24 protein-coding genes and 1 riboswitch are annotated in these 25,079 nt (G+C 73.0%); of the genes, 12 read left to right on the forward strand and 12 right to left on the reverse strand.

Features of this window, described 5'->3' with window-relative positions; genetic code table 11:
• Positions 1 to 20: 20 nt before the first annotated feature.
• Genes fgd through cofG form a run of 3 tightly spaced genes read right to left on the reverse strand, consistent with a single transcriptional unit; the run spans position 21 to position 4,890 of the window.
• Positions 21 to 1,034: a glucose-6-phosphate dehydrogenase (coenzyme-F420) gene (fgd, locus tag ABEA46_RS01865; RefSeq protein ID WP_345542624.1), complete on the reverse strand. Its 1,014-nt coding sequence runs from the start codon at positions 1,032 to 1,034 to the stop codon at positions 21 to 23.
• On the reverse strand, positions 1,031 to 2,527 hold the full coding sequence (locus ABEA46_RS01870) for a flavin-containing monooxygenase (protein ID WP_345542625.1): 1,497 nt from the start codon (positions 2,525 to 2,527) through the stop codon (positions 1,031 to 1,033). The genes fgd and ABEA46_RS01870 overlap by 4 nt, the downstream gene beginning before the upstream one ends.
• Positions 2,524 to 4,890: a 7,8-didemethyl-8-hydroxy-5-deazariboflavin synthase CofG gene (cofG, locus tag ABEA46_RS01875; RefSeq protein ID WP_345542626.1), complete on the reverse strand. Its 2,367-nt coding sequence runs from the start codon at positions 4,888 to 4,890 to the stop codon at positions 2,524 to 2,526. The genes ABEA46_RS01870 and cofG overlap by 4 nt, the downstream gene beginning before the upstream one ends.
• 103 nt (positions 4,891 to 4,993) lie before the next feature.
• Between cofG and ABEA46_RS01880 the strand changes: the two genes are divergently transcribed.
• Positions 4,994 to 5,458 (forward strand): hypothetical protein, encoded by a 465-nt coding sequence (locus ABEA46_RS01880; RefSeq protein WP_345542627.1) that lies wholly within the window; start codon positions 4,994 to 4,996, stop codon positions 5,456 to 5,458.
• Between the two features lie 33 nt (positions 5,459 to 5,491).
• On the opposite strand, the gene ABEA46_RS01885 is transcribed toward ABEA46_RS01880, so the two are convergent.
• Both ABEA46_RS01885 and ABEA46_RS01890 read right to left on the reverse strand, forming a co-directional pair.
• Positions 5,492 to 6,319, reverse strand: coding sequence for an ABC transporter permease (locus ABEA46_RS01885; RefSeq protein ID WP_345542628.1), 828 nt, complete (start codon positions 6,317 to 6,319; stop codon positions 5,492 to 5,494).
• Entirely contained in the window at positions 6,316 to 8,220 is a 1,905-nt protein-coding gene (locus tag ABEA46_RS01890) for an ABC transporter ATP-binding protein (protein WP_345542629.1), read from the reverse strand. Before ABEA46_RS01890 ends, ABEA46_RS01885 begins: the two co-directional genes overlap by 4 nt.
• A gap of 128 nt (positions 8,221 to 8,348) precedes the next feature.
• On the opposite strand from ABEA46_RS01890, the gene ABEA46_RS01895 reads away from it, so the two are divergent.
• From ABEA46_RS01895 to ABEA46_RS01910, 4 genes are all read left to right on the forward strand, one after another.
• Entirely contained in the window at positions 8,349 to 9,413 is a 1,065-nt protein-coding gene (locus ABEA46_RS01895; RefSeq protein WP_345542630.1) for an enoyl-CoA hydratase/isomerase family protein, read from the forward strand.
• Between the two features lie 13 nt (positions 9,414 to 9,426).
• Positions 9,427 to 10,248 (forward strand): LssY C-terminal domain-containing protein, encoded by an 822-nt coding sequence (locus ABEA46_RS01900; protein WP_345542631.1) that lies wholly within the window; start codon positions 9,427 to 9,429, stop codon positions 10,246 to 10,248.
• A complete protein-coding gene (locus ABEA46_RS01905; RefSeq protein WP_345542632.1) occupies positions 10,245 to 10,862 on the forward strand; it encodes a hypothetical protein in 618 nt (205 codons plus the stop codon). Before ABEA46_RS01900 ends, ABEA46_RS01905 begins: the two co-directional genes overlap by 4 nt.
• A 69-nt stretch (positions 10,863 to 10,931) precedes the next feature.
• The gene (locus ABEA46_RS01910) at positions 10,932 to 11,858 is read left to right on the forward strand and encodes a DnaJ domain-containing protein (RefSeq protein ID WP_345542633.1); all 927 of its coding nucleotides are present in this window, start codon (positions 10,932 to 10,934) and stop codon (positions 11,856 to 11,858) included.
• A 162-nt stretch (positions 11,859 to 12,020) separates the two neighbouring features.
• Here ABEA46_RS01910 and ABEA46_RS01915 read toward each other — a convergent pair whose 3' ends face one another.
• Positions 12,021 to 12,701, reverse strand: coding sequence for a FadR/GntR family transcriptional regulator (locus ABEA46_RS01915; protein WP_345542634.1), 681 nt, complete (start codon positions 12,699 to 12,701; stop codon positions 12,021 to 12,023).
• Between the two features lie 52 nt (positions 12,702 to 12,753).
• Here ABEA46_RS01915 and ABEA46_RS01920 point away from each other — a divergent pair, with 52 nt between their 5' ends.
• Positions 12,754 to 13,596, forward strand: coding sequence for an amidohydrolase family protein (locus ABEA46_RS01920; protein WP_345542635.1), 843 nt, complete (start codon positions 12,754 to 12,756; stop codon positions 13,594 to 13,596).
• Between the two features lie 137 nt (positions 13,597 to 13,733).
• Here the strand turns inward: ABEA46_RS01920 and ABEA46_RS01925 are convergent, their stop codons facing one another.
• Together ABEA46_RS01925 and ABEA46_RS01930 are read right to left on the reverse strand one after the other, a co-directional pair.
• Positions 13,734 to 14,492, reverse strand: coding sequence for an SDR family NAD(P)-dependent oxidoreductase (locus ABEA46_RS01925; RefSeq protein WP_345542636.1), 759 nt, complete (start codon positions 14,490 to 14,492; stop codon positions 13,734 to 13,736).
• Positions 14,489 to 15,349 carry a fumarylacetoacetate hydrolase family protein gene (locus ABEA46_RS01930; protein ID WP_345542637.1) on the reverse strand — a complete coding sequence of 287 codons (861 nt, stop codon included), beginning with the start codon at positions 15,347 to 15,349 and terminating at the stop codon, positions 14,489 to 14,491. The genes ABEA46_RS01925 and ABEA46_RS01930 overlap by 4 nt, the downstream gene beginning before the upstream one ends.
• Positions 15,350 to 15,498: 149 nt before the next feature.
• On the opposite strand from ABEA46_RS01930, the gene ABEA46_RS01935 reads away from it, so the two are divergent.
• Together ABEA46_RS01935 and ABEA46_RS01940 are read left to right on the forward strand one after the other, a co-directional pair.
• Positions 15,499 to 16,857, forward strand: a complete 1,359-nt coding sequence (locus ABEA46_RS01935; protein ID WP_345542638.1) for an enolase C-terminal domain-like protein — start codon at positions 15,499 to 15,501, stop codon at positions 16,855 to 16,857.
• On the forward strand, positions 16,850 to 17,806 hold the full coding sequence (locus tag ABEA46_RS01940; RefSeq protein ID WP_345542639.1) for an aldo/keto reductase: 957 nt from the start codon (positions 16,850 to 16,852) through the stop codon (positions 17,804 to 17,806). The genes ABEA46_RS01935 and ABEA46_RS01940 overlap by 8 nt, the downstream gene beginning before the upstream one ends.
• Before the next feature lie 95 nt (positions 17,807 to 17,901).
• Here ABEA46_RS01940 and ABEA46_RS01945 read toward each other — a convergent pair whose 3' ends face one another.
• Positions 17,902 to 19,638, reverse strand: a complete 1,737-nt coding sequence (locus ABEA46_RS01945; RefSeq protein WP_345542640.1) for a D-alanyl-D-alanine carboxypeptidase family protein — start codon at positions 19,636 to 19,638, stop codon at positions 17,902 to 17,904.
• 39 nt (positions 19,639 to 19,677) lie between these two features.
• Positions 19,678 to 19,787: riboswitch (TPP riboswitch) on the forward strand.
• On the opposite strand from ABEA46_RS01945, the gene ABEA46_RS01950 reads away from it, so the two are divergent.
• The 3 genes from ABEA46_RS01950 (at position 19,780) to ABEA46_RS01960 (ending at position 22,749) form a co-directional block, all read left to right on the forward strand.
• Positions 19,780 to 20,424, forward strand: coding sequence for an ECF transporter S component (locus tag ABEA46_RS01950; protein WP_345542641.1), 645 nt, complete (start codon positions 19,780 to 19,782; stop codon positions 20,422 to 20,424). It overlaps the preceding riboswitch by 8 nt.
• 1 nt (position 20,425) lies before the next feature.
• Positions 20,426 to 21,949 (forward strand): ABC transporter ATP-binding protein, encoded by a 1,524-nt coding sequence (locus tag ABEA46_RS01955; RefSeq protein ID WP_345542642.1) that lies wholly within the window; start codon positions 20,426 to 20,428, stop codon positions 21,947 to 21,949.
• On the forward strand, positions 21,946 to 22,749 hold the full coding sequence (locus tag ABEA46_RS01960; protein WP_345542643.1) for an energy-coupling factor transporter transmembrane component T family protein: 804 nt from the start codon (positions 21,946 to 21,948) through the stop codon (positions 22,747 to 22,749). The genes ABEA46_RS01955 and ABEA46_RS01960 overlap by 4 nt, the downstream gene beginning before the upstream one ends.
• A 10-nt stretch (positions 22,750 to 22,759) precedes the next feature.
• Here ABEA46_RS01960 and ABEA46_RS01965 read toward each other — a convergent pair whose 3' ends face one another.
• The 3 genes from ABEA46_RS01965 to ABEA46_RS01975 form a co-directional block, all read right to left on the reverse strand.
• Positions 22,760 to 23,266, reverse strand: a complete 507-nt coding sequence (locus ABEA46_RS01965) for an SRPBCC domain-containing protein (protein ID WP_345542644.1) — start codon at positions 23,264 to 23,266, stop codon at positions 22,760 to 22,762.
• Positions 23,263 to 23,988, reverse strand: coding sequence for a phosphotransferase (locus ABEA46_RS01970; RefSeq protein WP_345542645.1), 726 nt, complete (start codon positions 23,986 to 23,988; stop codon positions 23,263 to 23,265). Before ABEA46_RS01970 ends, ABEA46_RS01965 begins: the two co-directional genes overlap by 4 nt.
• Positions 23,989 to 24,136: 148 nt before the next feature.
• On the reverse strand, positions 24,137 to 24,484 hold the full coding sequence (locus tag ABEA46_RS01975; protein ID WP_345542646.1) for a DUF488 domain-containing protein: 348 nt from the start codon (positions 24,482 to 24,484) through the stop codon (positions 24,137 to 24,139).
• 57 nt (positions 24,485 to 24,541) lie between these two features.
• Here ABEA46_RS01975 and ABEA46_RS01980 point away from each other — a divergent pair, with 57 nt between their 5' ends.
• Complete coding sequence (locus ABEA46_RS01980; protein WP_345542647.1) at positions 24,542 to 25,057, forward strand: hypothetical protein; 516 nt, start codon at positions 24,542 to 24,544, stop codon at positions 25,055 to 25,057.
• Positions 25,058 to 25,079 lie beyond the last annotated feature (22 nt).

Raw genomic sequence — 25,079 nt, forward strand, 5'->3', positions numbered from 1 at the left:
GAACCGGCCGAACAAGCCCGTCACGCGCCGTACTTCGCGCGCAGGCGCGGCAGGATCTCTTCGCCGTACATGCGCAGGAACGCACCCTGGTCGTGGCCGGGGTCGTGGAACACGAGGTGGCGGAAGCCGAGGTCGATGTACCAGCCGATGCGCTCGACGTGCTCGTCGGGGTCGTCCGACACGATGAAGCGCGAGGCGGTGCGCTCGATCGGCAGCTGCTCGCCGAGGCGCTGCATCTCGATGGGGTCGTCGACGCCCATCTTCTCCTCGGGCGTGAGCGCCAGCGGGGCCCAGAACCGGGTCTTCTCGCGCGCCTCGTCGAGGGTGGGCGCGAGCGACACCTTCACCTCCATGAGCGTATCGATGGCGTCGGCGGGGCGCCCCGCCTTCTCCAGTCCCTCGTGCAGCGCAGGCAGCAGCGTGTCGGTGTACAGCTCGCGCTTCTTGCCGCTCGTGGTGATGAAGCCGTCGGCGATGCGACCGGCCAGGCGCGTGGCGGCGGGCCCTGCGGCGCCGATGTAGATCGGCACCGGCTCGGGCAGCTTGTCGTAGATCGTGACGTTGTGCGCGTGGTAGTACGTGCCGTCGAAGGTCACGCGGTCCTCGGACCACAGCTGCCGGATGAGGCCGATCGCCTCTTTGAGGCGCTGGAACCGCTCGGGCGGGTCGGGCCACGCGATGCCCAGGTTCGCCTCGTTGAGCGCCTCGCCGGTGCCGACGCCGAGGATCACGCGCCCCGGATACAGCACGCCGAGTGTCGCGAAGTCCTGCGCGACCACGGTGGGGTTGTAGCGGAACGTCGGGGTCAGCACCGACGTGCCGATCAGCACGCGCGACGTGCGGGCGCCCAGCGCACCGAGCCACGGGATGGATGCCGGCGCATGGCCGCCGTCGTGCAGCCACGGCTGCAGGTGGTCCGAGATGAACACCGAGTCGAACCCGGCCTCCTCGGCCTGGACGGCGTAGTCCAGCAGCTCGGCCGGGCCGAACTGCTCGGCCGAGGCCTTGTATCCGAAGCGCAGCGGGATCGTCATGCGGAGGTTCCTTCCAGCAGGGGCGTGAGAGACGGCGCGGAGAGGAACTCCGAGCCGTCGGCGCGGTCGAGCCGCGCACGGAACGCGTCCACGGTTCCGGGCCACAGCAGGGTCAGGCGCCCCGACCGCTCGTCGACGTACCAGTTGCGGCATCCGCCCGTCATCCAGCGAGTGGATGCAGCGGCCCGCGCGATCTCGTCGGTGTAGGCCTGCTCGGCGGCGGGGTCCACGCGCAGCACGCCGCCGGCGTGATGCCGCAGCACGCGTGCGGCGTATGCGGCCTGCTCCTCGATCATGAGCACGGACGACGAATGCCCGAGCGAGGCGTTGGGGCCGTTCAGGACGAAGAGGTTGGGGAAGCCGGCGACGACCGTCGAGGCGAACGAGGTCATGCCGCCGGACCAGTGCTCGGCGAGGGTCTGCCCGCCCTCGCCCGCGACGAGCTCCGCATAGGGCTGGCGGGTCGATGCGAAGCCCGTCGCCAGCACGAGCGCGTCGATCGTGTGCGCGGAGCCGTCCGCGGCGACGATCGTCGAGCCGTCGATCCGGTCCACCGCGGACGGCACGAGCGTCACAGCGTCCGAGGCGACGGCGGGGTAGAAGTCATCCGACAGCAGCACGCGCTTGCAGCCGAACGCGTAGTCCGGCGTGAGCAGGGCGCGCAGCGCCGGGTCGGCGACCTGGGACTCCAGGTGCGCCCGGGCGATCGCCTCCGCCTCCGCGGCGGCGGCCGAGTCGCCCGAGCGCGACGCGAAACGGGCCTCGCCCTCGGCGTAGAGGTCGGCGCGCAGCGCTTCGAGCGCTTCAGGGTGCGCAGCGAAGCTGTCGCGGTCGGTGTCGGAGTAGACGTCGCCGCCGCGCGGCACGATCCAGGCGGGCGTCCGCTGGAACAGGGTCACGTGGGCGGCGGTCCGCGCCAATTCGGGCACGATCTGGATCGCACTGGCACCGGTGCCGACGACGCCGACGCGGCGGCCGGCGAGCGGCGCGTCGTGGTCCCACCGTGCCGAGTGGAACATCGGACCCGGGAAGGTCTCGAGCCCCGCGAGCTGGGGGATGGCCGGTTCGGTGAGGCGGCCGCAGGCCAGTACGAGGGCGCGGGCGGTGACCTGTCCGGCGGGGCCACTCGCGATCGCAGTGTCGAGAAGCCACGCCCCGCGCTGAGCATCCCAGCGGGCGCCGCGCATCGCCGTGTTCAGGCGGACGCGGTCGCGCAGGCCCTCGGCGTCGACGACATGCTCCAGGTAGGCGCGGATCTCGTCGCCGCGCGCGTAGGTGCCCGACCACGACGGGTTCGGGTGCGCCGCGAAGCCGTAGAGGTGCGACGGCACGTCGCACGCGATGCCCGGGTACGTGTTGTCGCGCCAGGTGCCGCCGATGGACGGCGCCCGTTCGAGCACCACGAGGTCGTCGATGCCGGCGTGGCGCAGCGCCATCGCGATGCCGATGCCGGCGAACCCGGCTCCGACGATCGCGACCTCTACGTGGGTCATCCGGACACCTGCCCGTAGGTGGTCGTCCGCCGCCGGAACGGTCGGAACAGTCGCGCGACCATGGCTGCGGCGTCGGCCGCGGGCAGCTCCTGGCCGAACTCGATGCCCGCCTCCGGCTTCACGCGGCCGTCCAGGAGAGTGCCGCCGAGGTCGTCGCCGCCGGACTGCAGCAGCGTGACCGAGGCCTCGCGGCCCACGCGGGTCCACGGGATCTGCACGTGCGGGATGCTGCCCGACAGCAGCAGTCGCGACACCGCGACCATCGCGCGGTGCTCGTCGAGCGGCACACGGCCGGGCACGAGCGGCACGCCGCCCGCGGGACCGGGCAGCGGGATCGGCACGAATTCGGTGAACCCGCCCGTGGCGGACTGGATCGCGCGCAGCTGCCGCAGGTGCGCGATGCGCTCTGGGGCCGTCTCGACGTGGCCGTAGAACAGCACGCTCGTGGACCGGAACCCCGCGCGATGCGCCGCTGTGATGCCCTCGACCCAGCGGTCGATCTCCAGGTCGGCGGGCGCGACGAGTGCGCGCACACGTTCGCTGAGAACCTTCACCCCGGTACCGGGAACGGTGTCGACGCCCGCGTCGCGCAGCGCCGCGAGGGCGCCGTCGAGGCCCAGCCCCGACCGATCGGCGAGGTCCTGCACATCCTGCGGGCGGTACGCGTGGAGGTGGATGCCGGCGGCCCCGCGCTTCACGGCACGGGCGATGTCGAGGTACCCGGCAGGGTCGGCCTCGCGCGGCAGCATCCCCTGCACGCAGATCTCGGTCGCACCGAGGTTCCACGCGTCGGCGGCGATCGCGGCGACGTCGTCGAGGTCGAAGACGGTGCCGAGGCCGGAGGACGTGAGGTTGCGGTTGACCACGAGCGTCACCGCCTCGCCGACGGTGTAGCGGCGCACGTCGTCGGCGGTCGCCGTGAGCACGTCGAGGTCGTCGCCGGTCGCTTCGAGCAGTGCGGTCCACTCGGGGTCGTCGAGCGCGAGCGGGTCGGCGGCCGCGGCCTCGGCGAGGCGGCGCACGTCGTGCGCGCGTCGAGGAATCAGGAGATCTGTGGCCGGTGGGGCGCTGCGGGTGCCATCGACCGGCGTGTCTCCTGAATCCTTGACGGTGTCGGCGGCGAGCCCCGTCGCGGGGTCGGCCAGAGCTGCCACCGCGGGCCGCAGCTCCGGGGCGATCCACGTGTCGGCGGCCTGCACGAACTCGGGCTGGGCCGTCAGGCGCTCGCGCAGCGCGAAGCCGAGCTCGGCTGTCATGCGCTCGAGGTCCGACAGGTGCGGCCACGGCCGCTCGGGGTTGACGTGGTCGGCGGTCAGCGGCGAGACCCCGCCCCAGTCGTCGGCGCCGGCGCGCACGAGCAGGTCGAACTCGGTGGGGTCCGACAGGTTCGGCGGCACCTGGATACGCATGCGCGGACCCATCACGAGCCGCGCGACGGCGACCGCCGCGACGTACTCGATCAGCTCCGCGTCGGGTGCGCCCTGCATCGCGGTGCGCGGCTTGGCCCGGAAGTTCTGGACGATGACCTCCTGCACGTGGCCCTGGCCGTCGACCTGATGCCCCTCGTGCGCCTCGCGGATCGCAACGAGCGAATCGGCCCGGTCGCGCACCGTCTCTCCGATGCCCACGAGGATGCCGGTGGTGAACGGCACCCGCGCGCGGCCGGCGTCCTCGATGACCTGCAGGCGCACCGCGGGGTCCTTGTCGGGCGAGCCGAAGTGCACCTGCCCGGGCTCCTCGTACAGGCGCCGCGACGTCGTCTCGAGCATCATGCCCATCGACGGCGCGACCGGCCGCAGCAGGCGCAGCTCGTCGGCCGACATGACGCCGGGGTTCGCGTGCGCGAGCAGCCCGGTCTCGGCCGTCACGAGGCGCGCGACATGGGCCACGTACTCGATCGTCGAGGCGAAGCCGTGCTCGTCGAGCCAGGCGCGGGCCTCGGGCCACCGCTCCTCGGGCCGGTCGCCGAGGGTCAGCAGCACCTCCTTGCAGCCGAGGGCCTGGCCCTGCCGCACGACCGCGAGCACCTGCTCCGGAGACATGTAGGCCGGCTTGTGCTTCTTCAGCAGCTGGCCGGGGGTGTCGACGAAGACGCAGTAGTGACAGCGGTCGCGGCACAGCGTCGTGAGCGGGACGAAGACCTTGCGCGAGTAGGTGATCACCCCGGGACGACCGGATGCCGCGAGCCCGGCATCCCGGATCTGTGAGGCCAGCGCGAGCAGACGTTCGAACTGCGCGCCCGTCGCACCGAGCAGCGTCTCGGCGTCGGAGGCGTCGAGGCGCGCACCCGCGGCGGCGCGCTCGAGCACGAGGTCGACCTCGGCGGCCGACGGGGAGACGACGATGGGGGACGCGACGGTCACCGGTCCAGTCTCGCACCGAGTCCGGGGGTCCGGGCCCGGGATCGTTGCCCTCCCGTAAGCAAATCAGCCCGGATCCGGTGGACGGCGCTGGCAGACTAGGCACATGGTGACACTGCTGCTCGACTCGACGCAGCTCGAGGTCGTGCTGTCGGTGTCCGAGCGCGCCCTGTCATTCCGCAAGGGGAATGTCGTCATCGAGCGCTCCACGATCACCAAGGTGCAGCTCACCGACGACGCCTGGACGTGGCTGCGCGGCATCCCGAGCCCCGGTACGCACGTGCGCGGCGTCATCGCGATGGGCACGTGGCGCTCCGCCGGCGGGGAGGACTTCGCGGTCATCCGCCGGCACCGCCCGAGCGTCGTGATCGACCTGGAGGGGCACCCCGAGTTCCAGCGGGTCATCCTCACCACGCGTCACGGGCTGGCGCTCGTGCAGGCGCTGCAGGTCGAGGTGGCCGAAGAGCCGGTCGACGTCGTCGAGATCGCGGCCGAGACGGGCACCACTCCGGTCATGCCTGAGAAGAAGACCCGCAGACGCAAGACGTCCGCACCGGCTCCCGCGGTCTGACGCTTCGACACGCTCTGAGACGGGGAAGCCGCCTCAGCTGATGTCGCGGCGCCAGCTGACGAGGTGCCCGAGCACCACGAACACGATCGCGTAGCCGAACAGCACGAGGGCGCCCGCCCACCACTCCAGCCCGTCGGAGGTTCCGGTTCCGGTCGCGGCGATCGTGAACACGCTCGATCCGACGAGGGCGTCGCTGGCAGCCCCCGGCAGGAAGCGGGTGACGTCCGACAGCCCGTCGACGAAGGCCGCAGCTGCTCGGCCGATGGGCTCGAGGAACTGCGTGAACACGAGGACTCCGACGATCGCGCCGACCTGGTTGCGCACGAGCGCCCCGACGCCGATGCCGATGAGCGCCCACAGCACGTAGGCGAGCAGCATCCGTCCCAGCATCGCCCACATGTCGGGCGACGTGAGCTGCGTGTCGACCCCGAACCCCGCGAGGATCGCGGCCGACACCCCGACCGACGCCAGCACGCCGACCACGCCCAGCAGGACGCCGAGCGCGACGCCGACAGCGAGCTTGGCGACGAGCACGCGGCCGCGGCGCGGTGTCGCGAGGAACGTCGGGGTCAGCGTCTTGTGGCGGAACTCCGCCGTCACCATCAGTGTGCCCATCAGCAGCGGGAACACGTACCCGACGGCCGTGGCGGTGCTGTAGAGCGTCGCCGGCAGCACCTCTTCGGGCAGTGCCGGTGCGTTCGCCTCGCCCGGCAGCCCGCCGGTCGCCGAGAGCGAGAACACGAACCCGAGCACGCCCGCGGTGAACGCGATGTACACGAACAGCACGATCGCGAGGATCCACCAGATGCTCGTCGAGAACAGCTTCGTCGTCTCGGCGCGGGTCGCCGCCGTGAGGCTCATCGCTCGCTCCCTTCCCCGTCGTGGCCTTCGGGCGAGGGAGTGGATGCCGCGTCCTCGGCCGGTCCGCCGGCGCCGGGGTCGTCCGGGTCAGGGTCGTCCGTGCCGTCGGGGCGTTTCGTCTCGGTTGGCTCGCTCAACGAGCGGGGGTCGTCGGAGTCTTCTTCCTCCGGTCGCCCCGCGGAGGGCGCTCCAGCGTCCGGAGACGAAACGTCTGTGCCGTCGGTGGGCTCCGAGCCGGTCGGCCCGTCTTCCGGTTCGGCGGCGGCTTCGGCAGACTCCGCGGCCTCACCGCCCTCGGCACCCTCGCCGGTGTCGAAGGACGAGAAGAACGCATCGGCCTCGACGTCGGCCTCGGTCTTCACGTAGTTCTCCCACGGACGGTCGTCGTCCTCATCGGGCGGCTCCGGCGTCGCCAGCTCGTCATCGATCGTGCCGAGCTCCTCCACGTCCGGGTCGGCGTCCTCCGGCAGGTCGGCGGCGTCGGCCTCGTCGAAGCTCTCCGCCTCGGCGGCAGCGGGCGGGACGATGTCGATCACGCCGGTGCTCGCCACCGCGAATCCCGCGCCCGTCGTCACCGCGGGCTCGGCCGCATCCGAGGCGGGCTCGGCGTCGCGCTCCGCGATCCAGGCTGCTCCGGCGGCGGCACCCAGGGCAGCCGCGGCGCCGGGCGCGCCGGAGGCCTCGGCGTCGAGCTCGGCGGCGGCGAGCGCCGACTCCTCGGCTTCGCGGGCCTCCGCCTCGGCCTCGGTCTCGTCTTCCGGTGCGGGCGCCGTGCCGCCGGCGGCGGCGAGCGCCACTCCCGCCGCAGCGGGGGCGGCCTCCGCGGCCGGCGCCGCCGCATCCGGCTGCACGTCGGCCCCGCCCACCTCGGGTTCGACGGCCTCGGCCTCGACCCTCTCGGCTTCGACGGCAGGCGCGCCCGCGGAGGCGGCATCCACCCCCTCCGCTTCGACTGCGGCGGCGACGGGTGTCATCGCGCCCACGGCGCCCGCGGCCGAGCCATGCACGCGCGTGCCGTTGACCAGGTCCAGGAACACCTCTTCGAGCGCGGGGCCCCGGCGCTGCAGCGCCGACAGGGCCACACCGCCGGCAGCAGCGGCGGCTCCGACGGCCACCGGGTCGGCGCCGCGCACCGTGAGGCCCGAGCGCAGCACCTCGTACGGCAGGCCGGCGGCAGACAGGGCGGCGGTGAGGGCCTCGCGGTCGGGGGCGTCGACGACGGTGGCGAACTCGGACGGGTCGGCGAGGTCGTCGATCGACCCCTCGAACACCAGGCGTCCGCGCGAGATGATGAGCAGCGCGTCGACGGTCTGCTGCACCTCGGCGAGCAGATGCGACGAGACGAGCACGGTGCGTCCCTCGGCGGCAAGCTGCTGAAGGAATCCGCGCATCCACCGGATGCCTTCCGGGTCCAGGCCGTTCGCGGGCTCGTCGAGCACCAGCACGCCCGGGTCTCCCAGCAGCGCGTATGCCAGCCCCAGGCGCTGGCGCATGCCCAGCGAGTAGCCGCCGACCTTGCGGCCGCCGGCATCCGCGAGTCCGACCAGCGCGAGCACCTCGTCGACGCGGCTGCGCGGGATCCCGGCCGCCTGCGCGTAGATCGTCAGGTGTGCGGCGCCGGTGCGACCGGGGTGGAAGCTGGATGCCTCCAGCACGGCGCCGACGCTCTGCAGCGGCCGCCCGAGCTCTGCGTAGCGCTTGCCGCCGATCGTCGCGTGACCCCCCGAGGCCCGGACCAGGCCGAGCAGGATGCGCAGCGTCGTGGTCTTGCCGGCGCCGTTGGGGCCGAGGAATCCGGTGACGCGGCCGGGCTCGACTCGAGCCGAGAGATCCGACACCGCGGTGACCGCGCCGAAGCGCTTGGTGACACCTGAGAACTCCAGCGACTGGCCGTCTGGCATGCCGAACCCTCTCGTCGTGTGGGCGGGAGGCCGCCCCGTCGCGGCACTCCGTCCCATCCTGGCGGAAATCCAGCGTCACCGTGGGAGAACTTGCCCCGCGCCCGATCGGCGCCGGTAACGTTGCGCTCGTGACCGACCCCGCTGCCGCCGAGCCCACCGTCGTCGTCCGTGCCCGCGCGGGGCTCGGCCGCCTGACGCTCAACCGCCCCCGGGCCATCAACGCGCTCGATCTCGGCATGGTGCAGCGGATGCGGGAGGCGCTGGACGCGTGGGAGCGCGACACCGACGTCGACGTGGTGCTGCTCGACGGCGCCGGCGAGCGGGGCCTGTGCGCGGGCGGAGACGTCCGAGGCCTCGCCGAGCAGGTCACGAGCGGGCGTGCCGAGGACGCAGCGGTGTTCTTCCGCGCCGAGTACGCCCTCAACGCGCGGATCGCCGAATATCCCAAGCCGTTCGTCGCCTTCGCCGACGGCATCACGATGGGCGGCGGCATCGGGGTCGCCGGCCACGCCTCGATCCGCGTCGTGACCGAGCGCTCGCAGCTCGCCATGCCCGAGACCCGCATCGGCTTCACCCCCGACGTCGGCGGCACGTGGCTGCTGGCCCACGCCCCGGGCCGCCTCGGCGAGTACCTCGGGCTGACCGGCGCGGTCATGGACGGCTCCGACGCGATCTACGCCGGGTTCGCCGACCACTTCGTGCCGTACGAGAACCTCGACGGCTTCCGCGATGCGCTCGAGACGCGCGCCGACCCGTCGCTGGCCGAGCTCGTGTTCCTGTTCGACGAGACACCGGCGCCCTCCAGGCTCGAGGCCGCGCGCGCGTGGATCGACGACGCGTTCGCCGCCGACACCGTCGCCGGGATCGTCGAGCGGCTGCGCGCCCGCCCCGAGCCCGAGGCCGCCGCGACCGCCGACCTGCTCGGCGAGCTGTCGCCCACGGGCCTGGCCGTCACCCTCGCGGCGGTGCGCAGCGCGCGCGAGCTGCCCGACCTGCGCGCCGCGCTGGAGCAGGAGTACGGGCTCGTGATGTGGTTCGCCACCAGTCAGCCCGACCTCGCCGAGGGCATCCGGGCGCAGGTCGTCGACAAGGACCGCAGCCCCCGCTGGACACCCCCGACCCTCGCGGACCTGCCGCCGGATGTGGCGGCATCCGCGCTCTCGTACCGCCCTGCGATCCCTCTCTGGGGCTGACGGAGGCGCGATCGTGACCAGCCGGCGCCGCACATACTCGATCGGGGTCGCCGTCGACTGGTTCTTCTTCGTGTTCGCGGGCGTCGCGGCGCTGTGGCTGGCGTACCTGAGCCTCACCGAGACGTTCCACGTGGGGTGGTGGGGCATCCCGTTCTTCATCGCGTTCTGGGTGCTGCTGGCCTACCTCGTGCTGCCGCGGCTGCACCGCATCCTGACCTCGATCTATGTGCCCGACTACTTCATCGGCCGCACGCGCACCTCGGACGGGCTCCTGGGCGACCCCGTCAACCTCGCGTTCCTCGGGACCGGCGAGCAGATCGAGGCCGCGCTCGCCGCCGGGGGCTGGACGCGCGCCGACCCGGTGACGCTGGGCTCGTCGTGGCGGATCATCACGTCGACGATCACGCGCCGCAGCTACGACGAGGCGCCGGTGAGCCCGCTGTTCCTGTTCGGCCGGCAGCAGGACTTCGCGTACCAGCAGGAGGTGGCCGGCAACCCCGCGCAGCGGCACCACGTGCGGTTCTGGCGCTGCCCCGACGGCTGGCTGCTGCCGGGCGGCCGCCGCGTCGACTGGCTCGCGGCCGGAACCTTCGACACCCGCGTCGGCCTGTCGCTGTTCACGCTGCAGGTCACCCACAAGATCGACGCCGACACCGACGTCGAGCGCGACCACATCGTGGCCACCGTGCAGGGCGCGGACCCGCGCGTCGCGGTCGACGTCATCGGCGACTTCGCGACGGGCTATCACGCCCGCAACGGCGGGGGCGACAGCATCCGCACCGACGGCGACCTGCCGATCGTGGATGTGCGCGCTGTGGAAGGCGGTGCGGCATGAGCGACGAGGGGATGCCGGCGGCCGAAGGTGCGCCGTCGGCCGGTGTGCCCGGCGGCGCGTCCAACGGACCCGGTGCCGCGGGCGAGCCGCTCAAGCGCCCGGCATACGAGCCCGCGGCGCGGCTGCTGCGCCCGGTGCACCACGACCCCGACATGCCGAGGCCCGCGTCGACGATCGCCGGCGGGGTGCTGGTGCTGCTGCGCGCGGTCGCGGGCCTGCTCGTCGGCGGCGCGATCGCCGCCCTGTGGCGCGACATCCTCGCGGACCCCGACATGCAGCTCGCGCTGGAAGGCGTCGACGCCGCCGACGCCGACATGCGGCAGACGGCACTGTGGATCGTGGTCGGCATCGTGCTGGCCTCGGTCGCCCTCGACGTGCTGTTCGCCGTCTTCGTGCTGCGCGGCAGCAACCTGGCGCGCGTGGCCGTGATGGTCCTCTCGGTGATGTCGATCTCGACCACGTTCGTCGCCTGGTGGGTGCAGGGCCAGGAGATCCGCGTCGACGAGACGTTCGTGCCGCTCGCGCTCGACATCCTGGTGCTGCTCGCGCTGTCGAGCCGCAGCGCCGCCGCCTATGCCCGGCGCAACGAGACGCGCCCGGATGCGGCCGGGTGACGTAGCCTGAACTTCCGAATTCCCGCGCGGCCCGTCCGCGCGACGCGCTGAGGTCCCGGGGGAGGATCCGTGTTCGACAGCCCGCTCTCGGCGTCCGCCTACGAGGTGCTCGTCGTCGACCCCGGCGTCGACGACGACGCGTTGCGCAAGGCGTACCGGCTGCGGCTGCGTCAGACGCACCCCGACACCGGCGGCGACGCCGCGGTGTTCGTCCAAGTGCAGCGCGCGTGGGAGCTCGTCGGCACCCCCGAGGCCCGCGCCGCGTACGACCGCGGTCATGGCTTCGGCGAGGCTGCCGCGCCGGACTATTCGGCCGCGGGGTCGGGCTGGCGCCCGCCGGCCGCCCGCACCGACACGCGTCCGCGCGCCCGATCGTTCGGGCAGCCCGGCGGATGGCGGCGCGAGCGGTACCTCTCGCTGATCCGGGAGTGGGTGGGCCGCGGCGTCGCGCTCGACGACCCGTACGACCCCGCGCTGGTGCGCTCGGCCCCGGTCGCGCTGCGCCGTCTTCTCGCCGACGCGCTCGCCGAGGAGGCGACGGCCCGTATCGTCGCCGACCTCGGCATGGGCTACACCGTGTGGCACGACGTCGCCGCCGGCGGCTCCGACGCCAAGATCGACCACATCGTGCTCGGCCCGAGCGGCCTCTACGGCGTGCTGTCGGAGGACTTCGGCGGCCCGGTGCGCATGCGCCGCGGCGAATTCCTCGGCGACGGCGTGCCCGGCGCCCCGATCGCCGAGCTGCTCGGCCACATGCGCACGGTCGCCCGCGCCGCCGGAGTGCGCTTCAGCGGTGCGATCGTCGTGCTGCCCGACGAGGACGTGCTGTCGCCCATCGACGAGATCGGCAAGGTGCGCGGCATGCGCGTCGCCGTGGTCTCGCGCAGTGCTCTGGCGACGGTCCTGCGCCGCGGCATCACCGGCGCGCGCGACATCGGCGGCAACGAGGTCTTCGACGTCCGCACGCGCCTGCAGCAGACGGTCCGGTTCGCCTAGCCTTCGGGGTGCGGCGGCCGCGGGTGCGGCATCCCTTCTCCTCCCGGAGGACTCCCCACTCGCGCTCCGAATATCGGAGAACCACGACGTTTCCGGAGGACCGGGCGCGAATGCTCCGGAAACAGGCAGGAAGTCCGATATCCGGAGCTGCGCTGCGCTGCGTCAGGAGCGGTCGCGGGCCTGGCGCAGCCAGCGCTCGATGCCCGAGATGTGCACCTGGGCGGCGGCGGTGGCGAGCTCGACGTCGTGATCGGCGATCGCGTCGAGGATCGCCTGGTGCTCGGCGAGCGTGCGCTCGACCGCGCCCGCCTGGGTGAGACCGCGCCAGGCGCGCGCCCGCACGGTCTGACTCGTGAGGCTCTCGAGCAGGCCGGCGAGGTAGCCGTTGCCCCCGAGCCGCGCGATCGCGGCGTGGAAGCGGACGTCGTGCTCGACGAGCGCGTCGATGTCGGTGCCGAGCGAGACGCCGGCGATCTCGGCGTTCAGGTCCGCCACGTCGGCGGCCTCGGCCCGCTGGGCGGCCAGCCCGGTCGCGTGCGACTCCAGCACTCGGCGCACGGCGAAGATCTCCAGCAGCGAGTCGTCGTCGTGCAGGTCGACGACGAACGAGATGGCCTCCAGCAGCAGGGTGGGCTCCAGGCTCGTCACGTACGTGCCGTCGCCGCGGCGCACGTCGAGCACGCGGATGACCTCCAGGGCCTTGACGGCCTCGCGCATCGAGCTGCGCGAGAGTCCGAGGGTCTCGGCGAGCTCTTTCTCGGGAGGGAGCCGCGACCCGGGCGACAGCTCGCCGCGGACGATCATGTCTTTGATCTTCGAGATCGCTTCGTCGGTGACGGCCACGACCCCATCGTAGACTTCCTGGCCGCAGACATCCGATGTCAGGATGGTGCGCATGCGCGTTGTGGACGGCCATCTTCACCTGTGGGACCCCGAGAATCTCGACTATGAGTGGCTTCGCGGCCCGCTGCTCCGATCTTTCGGGCCCGTCGAGCTCGACGGGGCACTCGCCGAAGCACCGTCCGCGGACTACGGATTCGTGTTCGTGCAGGCCGACTGCGCGCCTGACCAGTCGATGGCCGAGGTGGACTGGGTGACCTCGCTCGTGCCTCACGTCGCCGTGCGCGGCATCGTCGCGCGCGCACCCCTCGAAGACCCCGCCGCCACCGACGAGCACCTCGCGGCCTTCGCGGAGCGTCCGCTCGTCGTCGGCGTGCGGCGTCTGCTGCAGTCCGAGCCCGACGGCTTCGCCGCGCGGCCCGGATTCCGCGCATCGGCGCAGGCCGTGGCATCCGCCGGTCTCGTCTTCGACGCGTGCGTCCGGGCGCATCAGCTGGCCGACGTGATCGCGCTCGCCGACGCGGTTCCCGACCTGGCGATCGTGCTCGACCACCTCGGCAAGCCCGCCGTGGGGACGGTGGATGCCGCAGCCCCCGCCGCCGGAACGCCCTGGTCGGCGGCGCTCGCGGCCCTGGCCGAACGGCCGAACGTCGTGTGCAAGCTGTCGGGACTGCCCGGCGAGTCCCCGGACGGGTGGTCGGACGCGCAGCTTCGGCCGTTCCTCGACGTCGCGCTGGGCGCGTTCGGCCCGGACCGGCTGCTGTTCGGCGGCGACTGGCCGGTGTCGGGACCTTACGGCCGCTGGGTCGAGACCGTCGCGACGTGGGCCGTGGACCGGTTGGGCGACGCCGAGGCTGTTCTCGCCGCCAACGCCGAGCGGGTGTACGGACTGCGCTGAGGCGGTGCCCGCTCTCGATCCCCGTCTCGCTTCGCTCGCTCAACGACCGGGGGCGTGCACCCCTCGGCCGCCCCGCGGAGCGAGGAACGAGCGGAGACGAAACGCGGCGAGACGTTCTCGAGAGCTCGGGGCCGGGATCAGCTGCCGACGGGGCGCAGCCGCAGCGCGGCCATGCCGCCGTCCACCTCGATGGAGGTGCCGGTCGTCGAACCCGACCGGGGGCTGACGAGGTACAGCACCGCACCGGCGACCTCGTCCGGCGACACCAGGCGGCCGTGCGGCTGCCGGGCCTCGAGCGCGGCGCGCTCGGCGGCAGGATCGGGGGCCGAGTCGAGCAGCCGCCCCACCCACGGGGTGTCGGCGGTGCCCGGGTTGACGGCGTTGACGCGGATGCCCTCGCGGAGGTGGTCGGCGGCCATCGCGCGCGTGAGCGAGAGCACCGCGCCCTTCGACGCGCTGTACAGCGCGCGCTGCGGAAGGCCCGCGGTCGCGGCGATCGACGACGTGTTGCACACCGCCGCCGCCGGCGACTGCCGCAGCCACGGCAGTGCGGCGGCTGTCACACGTGCGATGCCCGTGACGTTGATCGACAGCACGCGCGCCCACTCGTCGTCGTCGTTCGCGGCGATGTCGCCCTGGGCGCCGATGCCGGCGTTGTTGACGAGGATGTCGATGCGGCCGAAGCGTTCCGCCACGGCGGCGACGGCGGCATCCACTTCCGCCCGCGACGAGACGTCCGCCGCGAACGCGGCGAACCGAGGATCGGCACCCGCGGGATCGCGGTCGAGCACGGCGACCTGCGCACCTTCGTCGGCGAGCGCGTGCGCGACGGCGGCGCCGATGCCCGAGGCGCCGCCGGTGACGACGGCGACGAGTCCGTCCAGCTGTGCGGTCATCGCGATGCCTCCCATGCGACGAACTCCTGGCGCTGCGCGCCGAGCCCCTCGATCTCGATGTCGACCACGTCGCCCGGCGCGAGGTACGGGAACCGGCCCGACAGCGCGACGCCCTGCGGGGTCCCGGTGAGCACCAGGTCGCCCGGCTCGAGCGTCAGGAACTGCGACAGGTGCCACACGATGTGGTCGACCGGAAAGATCATGTCGGCGGTCGACGAGTCCTGGCGCGGTTCGCCGTTGACGTGGCTGCGCAGCCGCAGCGCCTGCGGATCGACCTCGTCGGGCGTGACCAGCCACGGGCCGGTCGGGTTGAATCCGGGGGCGCACTTGCCCTTGGACCACTGCCCGCCCGACACCTCGAGCTGGAACGTGCGCTCAGAGAGGTCGTTCGCGGTCACGAACCCGGCGATGTGCGCCGCGGCGTCGGCGGGGGAGTCGAGGTACGACGCGCGGCGGCCGATCACGACACCGAGCTCGACCTCCCAGTCGGTCTTCTCGCTGCCGCGCGGGATCGTCACGGTGTCGTACGGGCCAACGACGGTGTTGGGCGTCTTGAGGAACACCACCGGCACCGGTGGCGGTGCGGAGCCCGACTCCGCGGCGTGCGCGGCGTAGTTCATGCCGATGCACACGACGGCGCTCGGGCGCGCGAGGGGGGCGCCGACGCGCAGCCCGTCCGCGCCGTCGAGCTCGGACAGCTCGCCCGCGGCGATCGCCGCGGCGGTGCGGCCGACGGGATCGCCGGCGAGGAAGTCGCCGTCGATATCGGAGGTGAGGGGGCGCAGGTCGAGGCAGCGATCGCCGTCGAGGACGACGGGGATCTCGTGACCGGGGTCGCCGAGGCGCGCGAACTTCATTGGTCTCCTGGTGGTTCCGGGGCGGGCGCGAGCGCTTGTCGCGACCGCGTCTCTGGGCAGCGGGGCGTGATTGACAGTATAGACATCCGATGTTTAACTGCGGGTAGTTCGTATCTCGAACCCGAAACCCCCGCAGGAGACCCGCCATCGTGAGCCGCATCGTCGCGTTCGAGACGACAGACATCCGATTCCCGACGTCGTTGAGCCTCGACGGCTCCGACGCGATGAACCCTGACCCCGACTACTCCGCCGCCTACCTGCGGATCGTGACCGACGCCGACGACGGCATCGACGGCCACGCCTTCGTCTTCACGATCGGGCGGGGCAACGACGTGCAGGTGGCGGCGCTCGACGCGCTCGCCGCGCACCTCGTGGGGCGCGAGGTGGAGCCGTTCCTCGCCGACATGGGCGCGGCCAACAGCGAGCTCGTCGGCGACTCGCAGCTGCGCTGGCTCGGCCCCGAGAAGGGGGTCATGCACATGGCGATCGGCGCGGTCGTCAACGCGCTGTGGGACCTCAAGGCCAAGCGCGCCGGGCTGCCGCTGTGGCAGCTGCTCTCGCGCATGACCCCCGAGGAGATCGTCGCGCTGGTCGATTTCCGCTATCTCACCAATGCGCTGACCCCCCAGGACGCCCTCGCCATCCTGCGCGCGGCCGAGCCGGGCCGCGCCGAGCGCGAGGCGGAGCTGCTGGCCACCGGCTACCCGGCCTACACGACGAGCCCGGGATGGCTCGGCTACTCCGACGAGAAGCTCGCCCGGCTGTGCCGCGAGGCGATCGCCGACGGGTTCGGGCAGATCAAGCTCAAGGTCGGCGCCGACCTCGACGACGACATCCGGCGCCTGCGCATCGCGCGTGAGACGTGCGGCGAGGGGTTCCCGATCGCGATCGACGCCAACCAGCGCTGGGAGGTGTCGGAGGCGATCGCGTGGGTGAACGCGCTCGCCGAGTTCGACCTCGCCTGGATCGAGGAGCCCACGAGCCCCGACGACGTGCTCGGCCACGCCGAGATCTCGCGCGGCGTCGCCCCGGTGCGGGTGGCCACGGGCGAGCACGCACAGAACCGCGTCATCTTCAAGCAGCTGCTGCAGGCGCAGGCGCTGGATGTCATGCAGATCGACGCCGCGCGCGTCGGCGGCGTGAACGAGAACATCGCCAACCTGCTGCTCGCGGCGAAGTTCGGCGTGCCGGTATGCCCCCACGCCGGTGGCGTCGGCCTGTGCGAGGCCGTGCAGCACCTGTCGATGTTCGACTTCGTCGCCGTCAGCGCGAGCCGCGAGGGCCGCATGATCGAGTACGTCGATCACCTGCACGAGCACTTCGTCGTGCCCACCGAGGTGCGCGGCGGCGTCTACGTCCCCCCGCTCGCACCGGGCGGCGGCATGGAGATGAAGCAATCCAGCCGCGCGGCGTACACGTTCGGAGCGGTCGTCCCCACGCCTGCTCCCCGCGCCGCCGGCGCGGCGCTCGGAGACGCCGGCGCGTGGGCCCAGCCTCGTCATGACTGAGCTCCCTTCGCTCACGCGTCTCGGGTACGGCGCCGCCAACCTCGGCAATCTGTTCCGGCCGCTCACCGACGACGACGCCTGGGCGATCCTCGACGCGGCCTGGGACGCCGGCATCCGCTACTTCGACACCGCGCCGCACTACGGGCTCGGGCTGTCGGAGCGGCGCCTGGGCGCGTTCCTGCAGACCAAGCCCCGCGACGAGTTCGTCGTGTCGACGAAGGCCGGGCGCCTGCTGCGGCCGAACCCCGATGACGACGGCGGTCTGGACCTCGCCGCCGACTTCCACGTGCCGACCGCGCTGCGCCGGGAATGGGACTTCTCGGCCGCCGGCATCCGGGCGAGCCTCGACGAGTCGCTGGAGCGCCTCGGCCTCGACCGCGTCGACGTCCTGTACCTGCACGACCCCGAGCGGCACGACCTCGACCTCGCGCTGCGCGAGGCGTTCCCCGCGCTGCAGCAGCTGCGCGACGGGGGAGCAGTGGATGCCGTCGGCATCGGCTCGATGGTGTCGTCGGCGCTCGTGGCGGCCGTCGAGGGCGCAGACCTCGACCTCATCATGATCGCGGGGCGCTACACGCTGCTGGAGCAGTCGGCTGCCGATGAGGTGCTGCCGGCCTGTCGTGTGCACGGGACCGGCGTCGTGACGGCATCCGTCTTCAATTCCGGCCTTCTCGCGAAGGACGAGCCGTCGCGCGACGACCGGTACGAGTACGGCCGGATCCCCGATGAGCTGTGGGACCGCCTGCAGCGCATCCTCGCGGTGTGCCGTGCCCACGGCGTCCCGCTGCCCGCTGCGGCCGTGCAGTTCACCCTGCGCGAGCCGGCGGTGCGCTCGGTCGTGGTGGGCGGCAGCCGCCCGGAGCAGCTGCGCCGCAACGCCGAGCTCATGGCCGTCGAGATCCCGGCCGCGCTGTGGGACGACCTCGCGTCCGAGGCCCTCACCCGCTGATCCCCGGGGTGCTGATGCGCCCTCTCTCAACGAGCAAGGATGGCGGGGAGGGATGCCGGCGGCCGGACGAGCGGGGCGCCCGGCATCCGACCGGATCAGTCGTTCAGGCCGAACAGGTCGAGCGGGTGCGTCAGACGCCACCAGGGTGACGGGTCGGAGACGTCGGCCGCGAGAGTGAGATCGACGGTCGTGTCGTCGAGGGGGCCCGTGACCTGCAGCGAGCCGACGGCGTCGCCCGCCTTCCGCGCGTCGCCGAGGTCGAAGGTGGTCGCCACTTCGCCGACGCCGCCGTTCCACAGCACGACCGACGCATCGCCGGACGAGACCACGTCGACCTTGTCGCCCCAGCGGGTCTCGACGATGCCGGCGACGGTTCCCGCGGCGACGGAGGGCTTGAGCTGCAGCTCCTGCTCGAGCTGCGCATAGATCGCGCGCGACGCGGCCAGACGGGCGTCGTCGTCGGGCTGTCCCAGCACCGACGCGTACAGGCGCACCGTGGTGTCGCCGATCGTGACGTCCTTGGCCGACAGCAGGTTCCACGCGTCGAGCGTGCCGGTCTTGATGCCGACCACGCCGGGATCGGCCAGCAGCTCGTTGGTGTTCTCGACAGTGCCGGCGCCCGGGAGCACCACGGACTTCTGCGCGACGATCTCGGCGATCACCGGGTTCTCGAGCGCCTTCTGCGCGAGCGGGATGAGCGACTCGGCGCTCGCCCGGTTGCGCTTGTCGATGCCGGTGGGCTCGTACAGCGTGATGCCCGGGACGCCGTGCGCGGTCAGCCACTCGTTCGCCGCCGTCGCGTACACGGCGTCGGAGGGGAACAGATCCTGCGCCAGACGGTCGGCGTAGTTGCCCGCCGAGCCGATCAGCATGCCCTGCAGCATCTGATACTCGGTGAGCGAGCCGCCCACCGGCACGTCGAGCGCGGACTCGCCGCTGCGCAGATACTGCCAGTAGGCGTTGCCGTCGGCGGACGTGAACCGGTACGAGGGTCCCTGCTCGCCCACGGCGAGGGGCAGCTCGTCGAGCACGACGAGCGCCGTGACGACCTTCGTGATGCTCGCGATCGCGTCGGCGTCGGGCGTCGACGACAGGGTCCCGATGCCTTCGACGGCCTCGGCGGCGCTGCCCTCGGCCGGCCACGCCGGCACGGCGGCGGGAGCGGCGACGGGCTGCGCCTGGATCGGGGTCACGGTCGGTGCGACGGCGTTCAGCGGCCACAGCAGCGTGGTGCCCGCGTACGCGGCGAGCACGCCGGCGATCGCGAGCGTCGGCACGATCACGCCCGCGCGCAGCGGCGAGCGGTGCGGCGCGTCGGCGAGCAGGTCGGCCTCGACCGCGATGTACGGGCTCGCCGCGGCGGTCAAGTCGCCCGGGGCGGCCACGCGGCCGACGGTGGCCGGGTCGACCCACGACAGCGCGGTGCCGTCCGAAGGGAGCCGCGGCGTCCCCGCCGGCGGCGCCTCAGGCTCGGCGACGAGCAGGGCGCCGGTGTCGAACGCGCTCAGGTCGAGGTCGTCCAGCGGGACGTCGTCGCCCGTGGGGGCCGGCGCGGGGAGATCTGCGGATGCCGCACCGGGCGCCGCAGCGGCCGCCGCCGGTGCGGGCTCGAACACCGGCAGGGCGGACGAGGCCGTCGCCGCCCCGAGCGGGGCTGCGGCGATCGAGGTCGGAACGGCGGCGGTGTCGACCGGAACGGTGCTGCTGGAGCGCGGCGCGGGCACCGTCTCGCCCGGAGCGGTGAGGGCTCCCTCCGGAACCGTCAGGACCTCGGCCGTGCGGGCACGACGCTCACGGCGCGAAGGCGCGGGGGCAGCGTCGTCCGGAGTCACCTCCCAACGATACCTTGCCTGCCCCGGCGGTATACTCGTGGCCACAACCACGGGAGTCCGGTGAGCCGGGCTGAGAGGAAGCGATCCACGCTTCGACCGTCGAACCTGATCCGGATCATGCCGGCGCAGGGAGGAGAACACATGCACGCGTCCGCATCCACGTCAGCATCTGTCGCCGCGGCATCCGCGGCTTCGCGCAGCCTTCGCTGGCGCGTCGTCGACATCGTCGTCGCTGCCGTTCTCGGCGTCGCGGTCGGACTGGTCTTCTGGGCCTGGAACACCATCGGCGGCACCTGGTTCGTCGCCATGGACGGCCTCACGCCCGGTCTCGGCGGACTCGCCGTCGGCATCTGGCTCATCGGTGGCGTGATCGGCGGTCTCGTGATCCGCAAGCCCGGCGCCGCCCTGCTGGTCGAGGTGATCGCCGCGCTGGTGTCGATGCTCATCGGCAATGTGTGGGGCGTCTCGACAGTGCTGTCCGGGCTCGTGCAGGGGCTGGGCGCCGAGCTCGTCTTCGCCCTGTTCCTGTACCGGCGCTTCACGCTGCCCGTGGCCATGCTCGCCGGTGTCGGCGCGGGTGTCGGCGCGTGGGTGTTCGAGCTGTTCTACGGCAGCTCGCCCAACATCCTCAAGACCGTCGAGTTCAACGTCATCTACCTCGTCTCGCTGATCGTGTCGGGCGCCCTGCTCGCCGGCGTCGTGGGGTGGCTCGCGGTGCGCGCGCTCGCAGCGACGGGCGCGCTGAGCCGCTTCGCCGCCGGACGCGAAGCGCGACGCGAGGTCTGACATGCCGGCGGTCTCGTCCGCCGCGACCGCCCGCGCGGCCGCGCAGGTCGGCTCCGCCGCCCAGACCCGGCCCGCCGGCATCACGGCAGAGGGCTGGGGCTGGCGGTACGCGGGACGCCGAGCGTCCGCGGTGCGCGACCTGTCGTTCACGATCGAGCCCGGCCAGCGCGTGCTGCTGCTCGGCGCTTCAGGGGCGGGCAAATCGACGCTGCTCGCCGGTATCGCGGGCCTGCTCGGCGGCGCCGACGAGGGCGACCAGACCGGCACGCTGCTGATCGACGGCGTCCGCCCCGAGCTGCAGCGCGGGCGCGTCGGCCTCGTGCTGCAGGATCCCGACGCCGGCGTGGTGCTCTCGAAGGTGGGCGACGACGTCGCTTTCGGCTGCGAGAACCTCGGCGTGCCGGTGGCCGACATCCCGGCGCGGGTCGCCGAGGCGCTCGACGCCGTCGGGCTGGACGTGCCGCTCGGCCGTGCGACCAAGGCGCTCTCGGGCGGGCAGAAGCAGCGTCTCGCGCTCGCGGGCGTGCTCGCGATGCGGCCCGGCGTGCTGCTGCTCGATGAGCCCACCGCCAACCTCGACCCCGAGGGTGTGCGAGAGGTGCGGGCAGCCGTCGAGCATGCCGTCGCCGACAGCGGCGCCACCCTCGTGGTGATCGAGCACCGCACCGAGGTGTGGGCCGACCTCATGGACCGCGTCATCGTCGTGGGCGCCGACGGGGGGCTGCTCGCCGACGGCCCGCCCGCCGAGGTGTTCGCACGCGTCGGCGGCGCGCTCGCCGACGCCGGGGTGTGGGTGCCCGGGCATCCGATCGATCTGCCCGTGCTCGCCGCGGCGTCGGACCGGGGGGATGCCGCGCTGGCGGCATCCGCGCTCTCGATCTCGCGCGACGGACGCTCGATCGTGCGGGCAGGGCTCGACGTGCGGGTACCCCGGAGCGCGGCGACCGGCATCGTCGGGCCGAACGGCGCGGGCAAGTCGACGCTTGCGCTGACGCTCGCGGGGCTGCTGCCCGAGGCGGCCGGTCACGTGGTCGCCGCGCCGGAGCTGGCCGGGCGGTCGGGGCGCCGGCCGTCGCGCTGGACCTCGCGCGAGCTGCTCACACGGATCGGCACGGTGTTCCAGGAGCCCGAGCACCAGTTCCTCGCCGCGACGGTGCGCGACGAGCTCGCGATCGGCCCGCGCTCGCGCGGGGTCGCGGCGGCCGCGGTCGACACGATCGTCGACGAGCTGCTCGAGCGCCTGCACCTGGCGCCGCTGGCCCTCGCCAACCCGTTCACGCTGTCGGGCGGCCAGAAGCGACGGCTGTCGGTGGCGACGGTGCTCGCCGACGCGCCGCCGGTGATCGTGCTCGACGAGCCCACGTTCGGTCAGGACCGGCGCGGGTGGGTGGAGCTCGTCGCGCTGCTGCAGTCCGAGATCGCCGCGGGCACCACTGTCGTGGCCGTCACGCACGACGACGACGTGCTGCGCCACCTCGGCGCGCACCGCATCGACCTGGGCGCGCCCGCCGGAGCGTCGGCATGAGCGCGGTCGGCGCCGTTGCGGCGCCCGAGACCGGGGCCGCCACGACCGCGTGGCTCGACGGGGTCAACCCGGTCACCAAGGTGGTGCTCGCGCTGCTGCTCTCGGTGCCGCTGTTCGCCTCGATCGACATCACCAGCGCCCTGGCCGCCATCGTGCTGCAGCTCGCGTGCCTGCCGCTGACCGGACTGCGAGTGAAGACCGTGCTGAAGCGGATGCTGCCGATCGTGGTGTTCGCGCCGGTCGCCGGTGTCAGCATGCTGCTGTACGCCGAGCCCGGCGGCCGCGTCTACTGGTCGTCCTGGTACGCCACGATCAGCGACGACTCGATCGCGCTCGCGATCGCGGTGTGCCTGCGTGTGATCGCACTCGGCCTCCCGACGATCCTGCTGTTCGGCCGCACCGACCCGACCGAGCTCGCCGACGCCCTGGCGCAGGTCGCGAAGCTGCCGTCGCGGTTCGTGCTCGGCGTGCTGGCCGGCACGCGCACGCTCGGGCTGTTCCTCGACGACTGGCGCAGCATGGGCCTGGCACGGCGTGCGCGCGGCGTCGGCGACACCGGCGCCGTGCGGCGCTTCTTCTCGATGGCCTTCGTGCTGCTCGTGTTCGCGGTGCGCCGCGGCACGAAGCTCGCGACAGCGATGGAGGCGCGCGGGTTCGGCTCGGGCATCCCGCGCACGTGGTCGCGGCCGTCGCGGCTCGGCCGGCGCGACCCTGTCGCGCTGCTGGGCGGCATGATCATCATGTCGCTCGCGATCGGCGCCGCCGTGGCGCTGGGGACGTTCCGCTTCGTGTGGTCGTGAGCGGTAGACGTCAGTCCGCGGCGACCAGGCGCTCGTAGGCCGGCTGCAGCGCCGGGAAGTAGTCGTCCCAGGTCACCGTGGCGACCTCGACGCCGGCGTGCGCGGCGACGAGCCGGTCGAGGTAGTACTCCCAGCCCGGGCCGATCGAGCCGACGTCGTCGCCCACGTCGAGCCGCTGCCCGAAGGTCAGCACGGTGTCGCCGGGGGAGTCCTCGGCCAGCTCGAACCACAGGTGCCAGCCGCCCGCGTCGGGCGCGGTGTCGCCGGCGAAGCGCCGCGGCCGGTCGCACTCGTGGATCGTGTACTCAGCGGGCGGGGCATCCTCCGCCTCCGAGGTCATGAAGAACGCGACGTGCCCGGTGCGGGGGTCGCCCTCCCAGCGTCCGATCCAGCGCTCCAGCCGGTCGGACTCGGTCAGCTCGCGCCACACCTCTTCGGCGGTCGCGGAGAAGCGCCGCAGGATCACGAGGTTCGCATGCCCGTCGATCTTGGTGACGGTGCCGGTGATGTCGGTCATGTCGCGTTCCAGAGCTCCCGGTAGTAGGCGAGGCGCCCGCGGTCGGGCTCGACGCCGTAAGCGGCGATGAGCGCGTCCTCCCACCCCTCGCCATAGTTCCAGACTGTCGACATCGACGCCACGGCGATGTCGGCCCACCGGTCGCCGACGCCGAGCGCGCCGAGGTCGACGTGCGCGCTCCAGCGGCCGTCGCCGCCGATGAGCGTGTTGGGCATGCACGCATCGCCGTGGCAGACGACGAGCCGGTCGACCGGCGGCGCGTCGCGGAGCGCATCGGGGACGTGGATGCCGCGTCCCGCGGCGTTCGCGATGCGCCGGGGCACTGTCCACTCGAACGGGCACTCGGCGACCGGCAGGGCGTCGTGAAGCGCCCGCAGGCCCTCGCCCACGGCACGGACCGCGGTGGCGGCATCCTCCCGGAGGGCGGGATCGACGGCCGAGCGGCCCGCGAGCGACGCGGTCACCATCCACTCGTGCGTGTCGTCGCCGCCCAGTTCGAGCACACGTGGCACGGGGGTGAATGCCGCGGCCCACTCCAGGCGGCCGGCCTCGGCGGCGAACGAGGTCTCCCGCGTGCGCGGCGTGTGCTTGATATGGCGGGAGTCGTCGGTGCGGAAGGTCAGTCCGCCGTCCTCGTTGCGCCAGACCGGCACGAGCGCGGCGCCGCGGGCGAGCTCGAGCACCTTCGCGGGGACGACGACGTCTTCGACGGGGATCGACATAGGCCCATCCTCACCGTTGTCTCGCCCCCTCGTCGAGTAACCACGTACCCGCCGAGAGCACATGTCGTCGACGCCGACAACATGCTGTCTCGGCGAGAAAGTGCGTTCTCGACGGGGTCGAGTGCAGGGGCGGCCAGGCGAGGGCGCGTCAGCCGCGCAGCGCCGCCTCGAGCAGCACGGCGTGGTTGTGTGCGTCGTGCACGGAGTGCAGCAGCGTCACGACGGCGTGCGCGGCGAGCTCGGCGCGCAGCGCGTCGAGGGCCGGCCGCGTCGGCCCCGCGAGCTCGGCACGGTAGGCGGCCTCGAAGTCGGACCACGACATGCCCTCGTGGTGGAAGGCGGTGCGCAGCGCGGTCGACGGCGCCACATCCTTCGCCCACAGGTCCAGGTGGGCGCGCTCCTTCGACAGGCCGCGCGGCCACAGCCGGTCCACGAGCACCCGGAATCCGTCCTCGGGCGCCGGGTCATTGTACACGCGCTTGATGCGGAGCTCCATGCCCTCATCCAATCGCTCTGCGCCGGATGCCGCCATGGCCCGTGATGGGATGGACTCATGCCGACCACGCGTGCCACCCGTCGTCTCGGCCTGCTCACGGCGCTCGAGGGCGAGGCCCCGGCGCTGGCGATCGGCGACGCGGCGGCGCGCCACGTGCGGCTCACGACCGCGGGCCTGGCCCCTCACCTGGCCGACTCGCCGGCCGGTTTCGTGCCGTGGACGCGCGTGCGGGCGCTCACCGTCGACGCGCCGACGACGTGGTGGCCGCATCCGGCGATCGGCGACTCGATCGGGCCCGTCCTCGAGGGGCTCCTCGGCGGCGGTGGCGGCGTGCTCGACGCGAACGAGACCCCGACCTTCGCCGTGGGCGTGACCACGGACGACGGCGAAAGCGTCGAATGGCGGGCCACGCAGCACTACCTGTCGGGCTATCGCCGCGGCGACGCCCGCGCGGCGCTGCGCCTCGGCGAGTACCTCGTCGCGCACCCCGAATCGCGTGTGCTGCTCGCCCGGCCCGCCGAGCTGCTCGATCGGGTGTCGGCTCTCGTGCGCCGCGGCCCGATCATCCAGTGACCCCGCGCGCCCGCGCGACTAG

It is taken from the genome of Microbacterium jejuense, from assembly GCF_039544225.1.
Classification (GTDB): Bacteria; Actinomycetota; Actinomycetes; order Actinomycetales; family Microbacteriaceae; genus Microbacterium; species Microbacterium jejuense.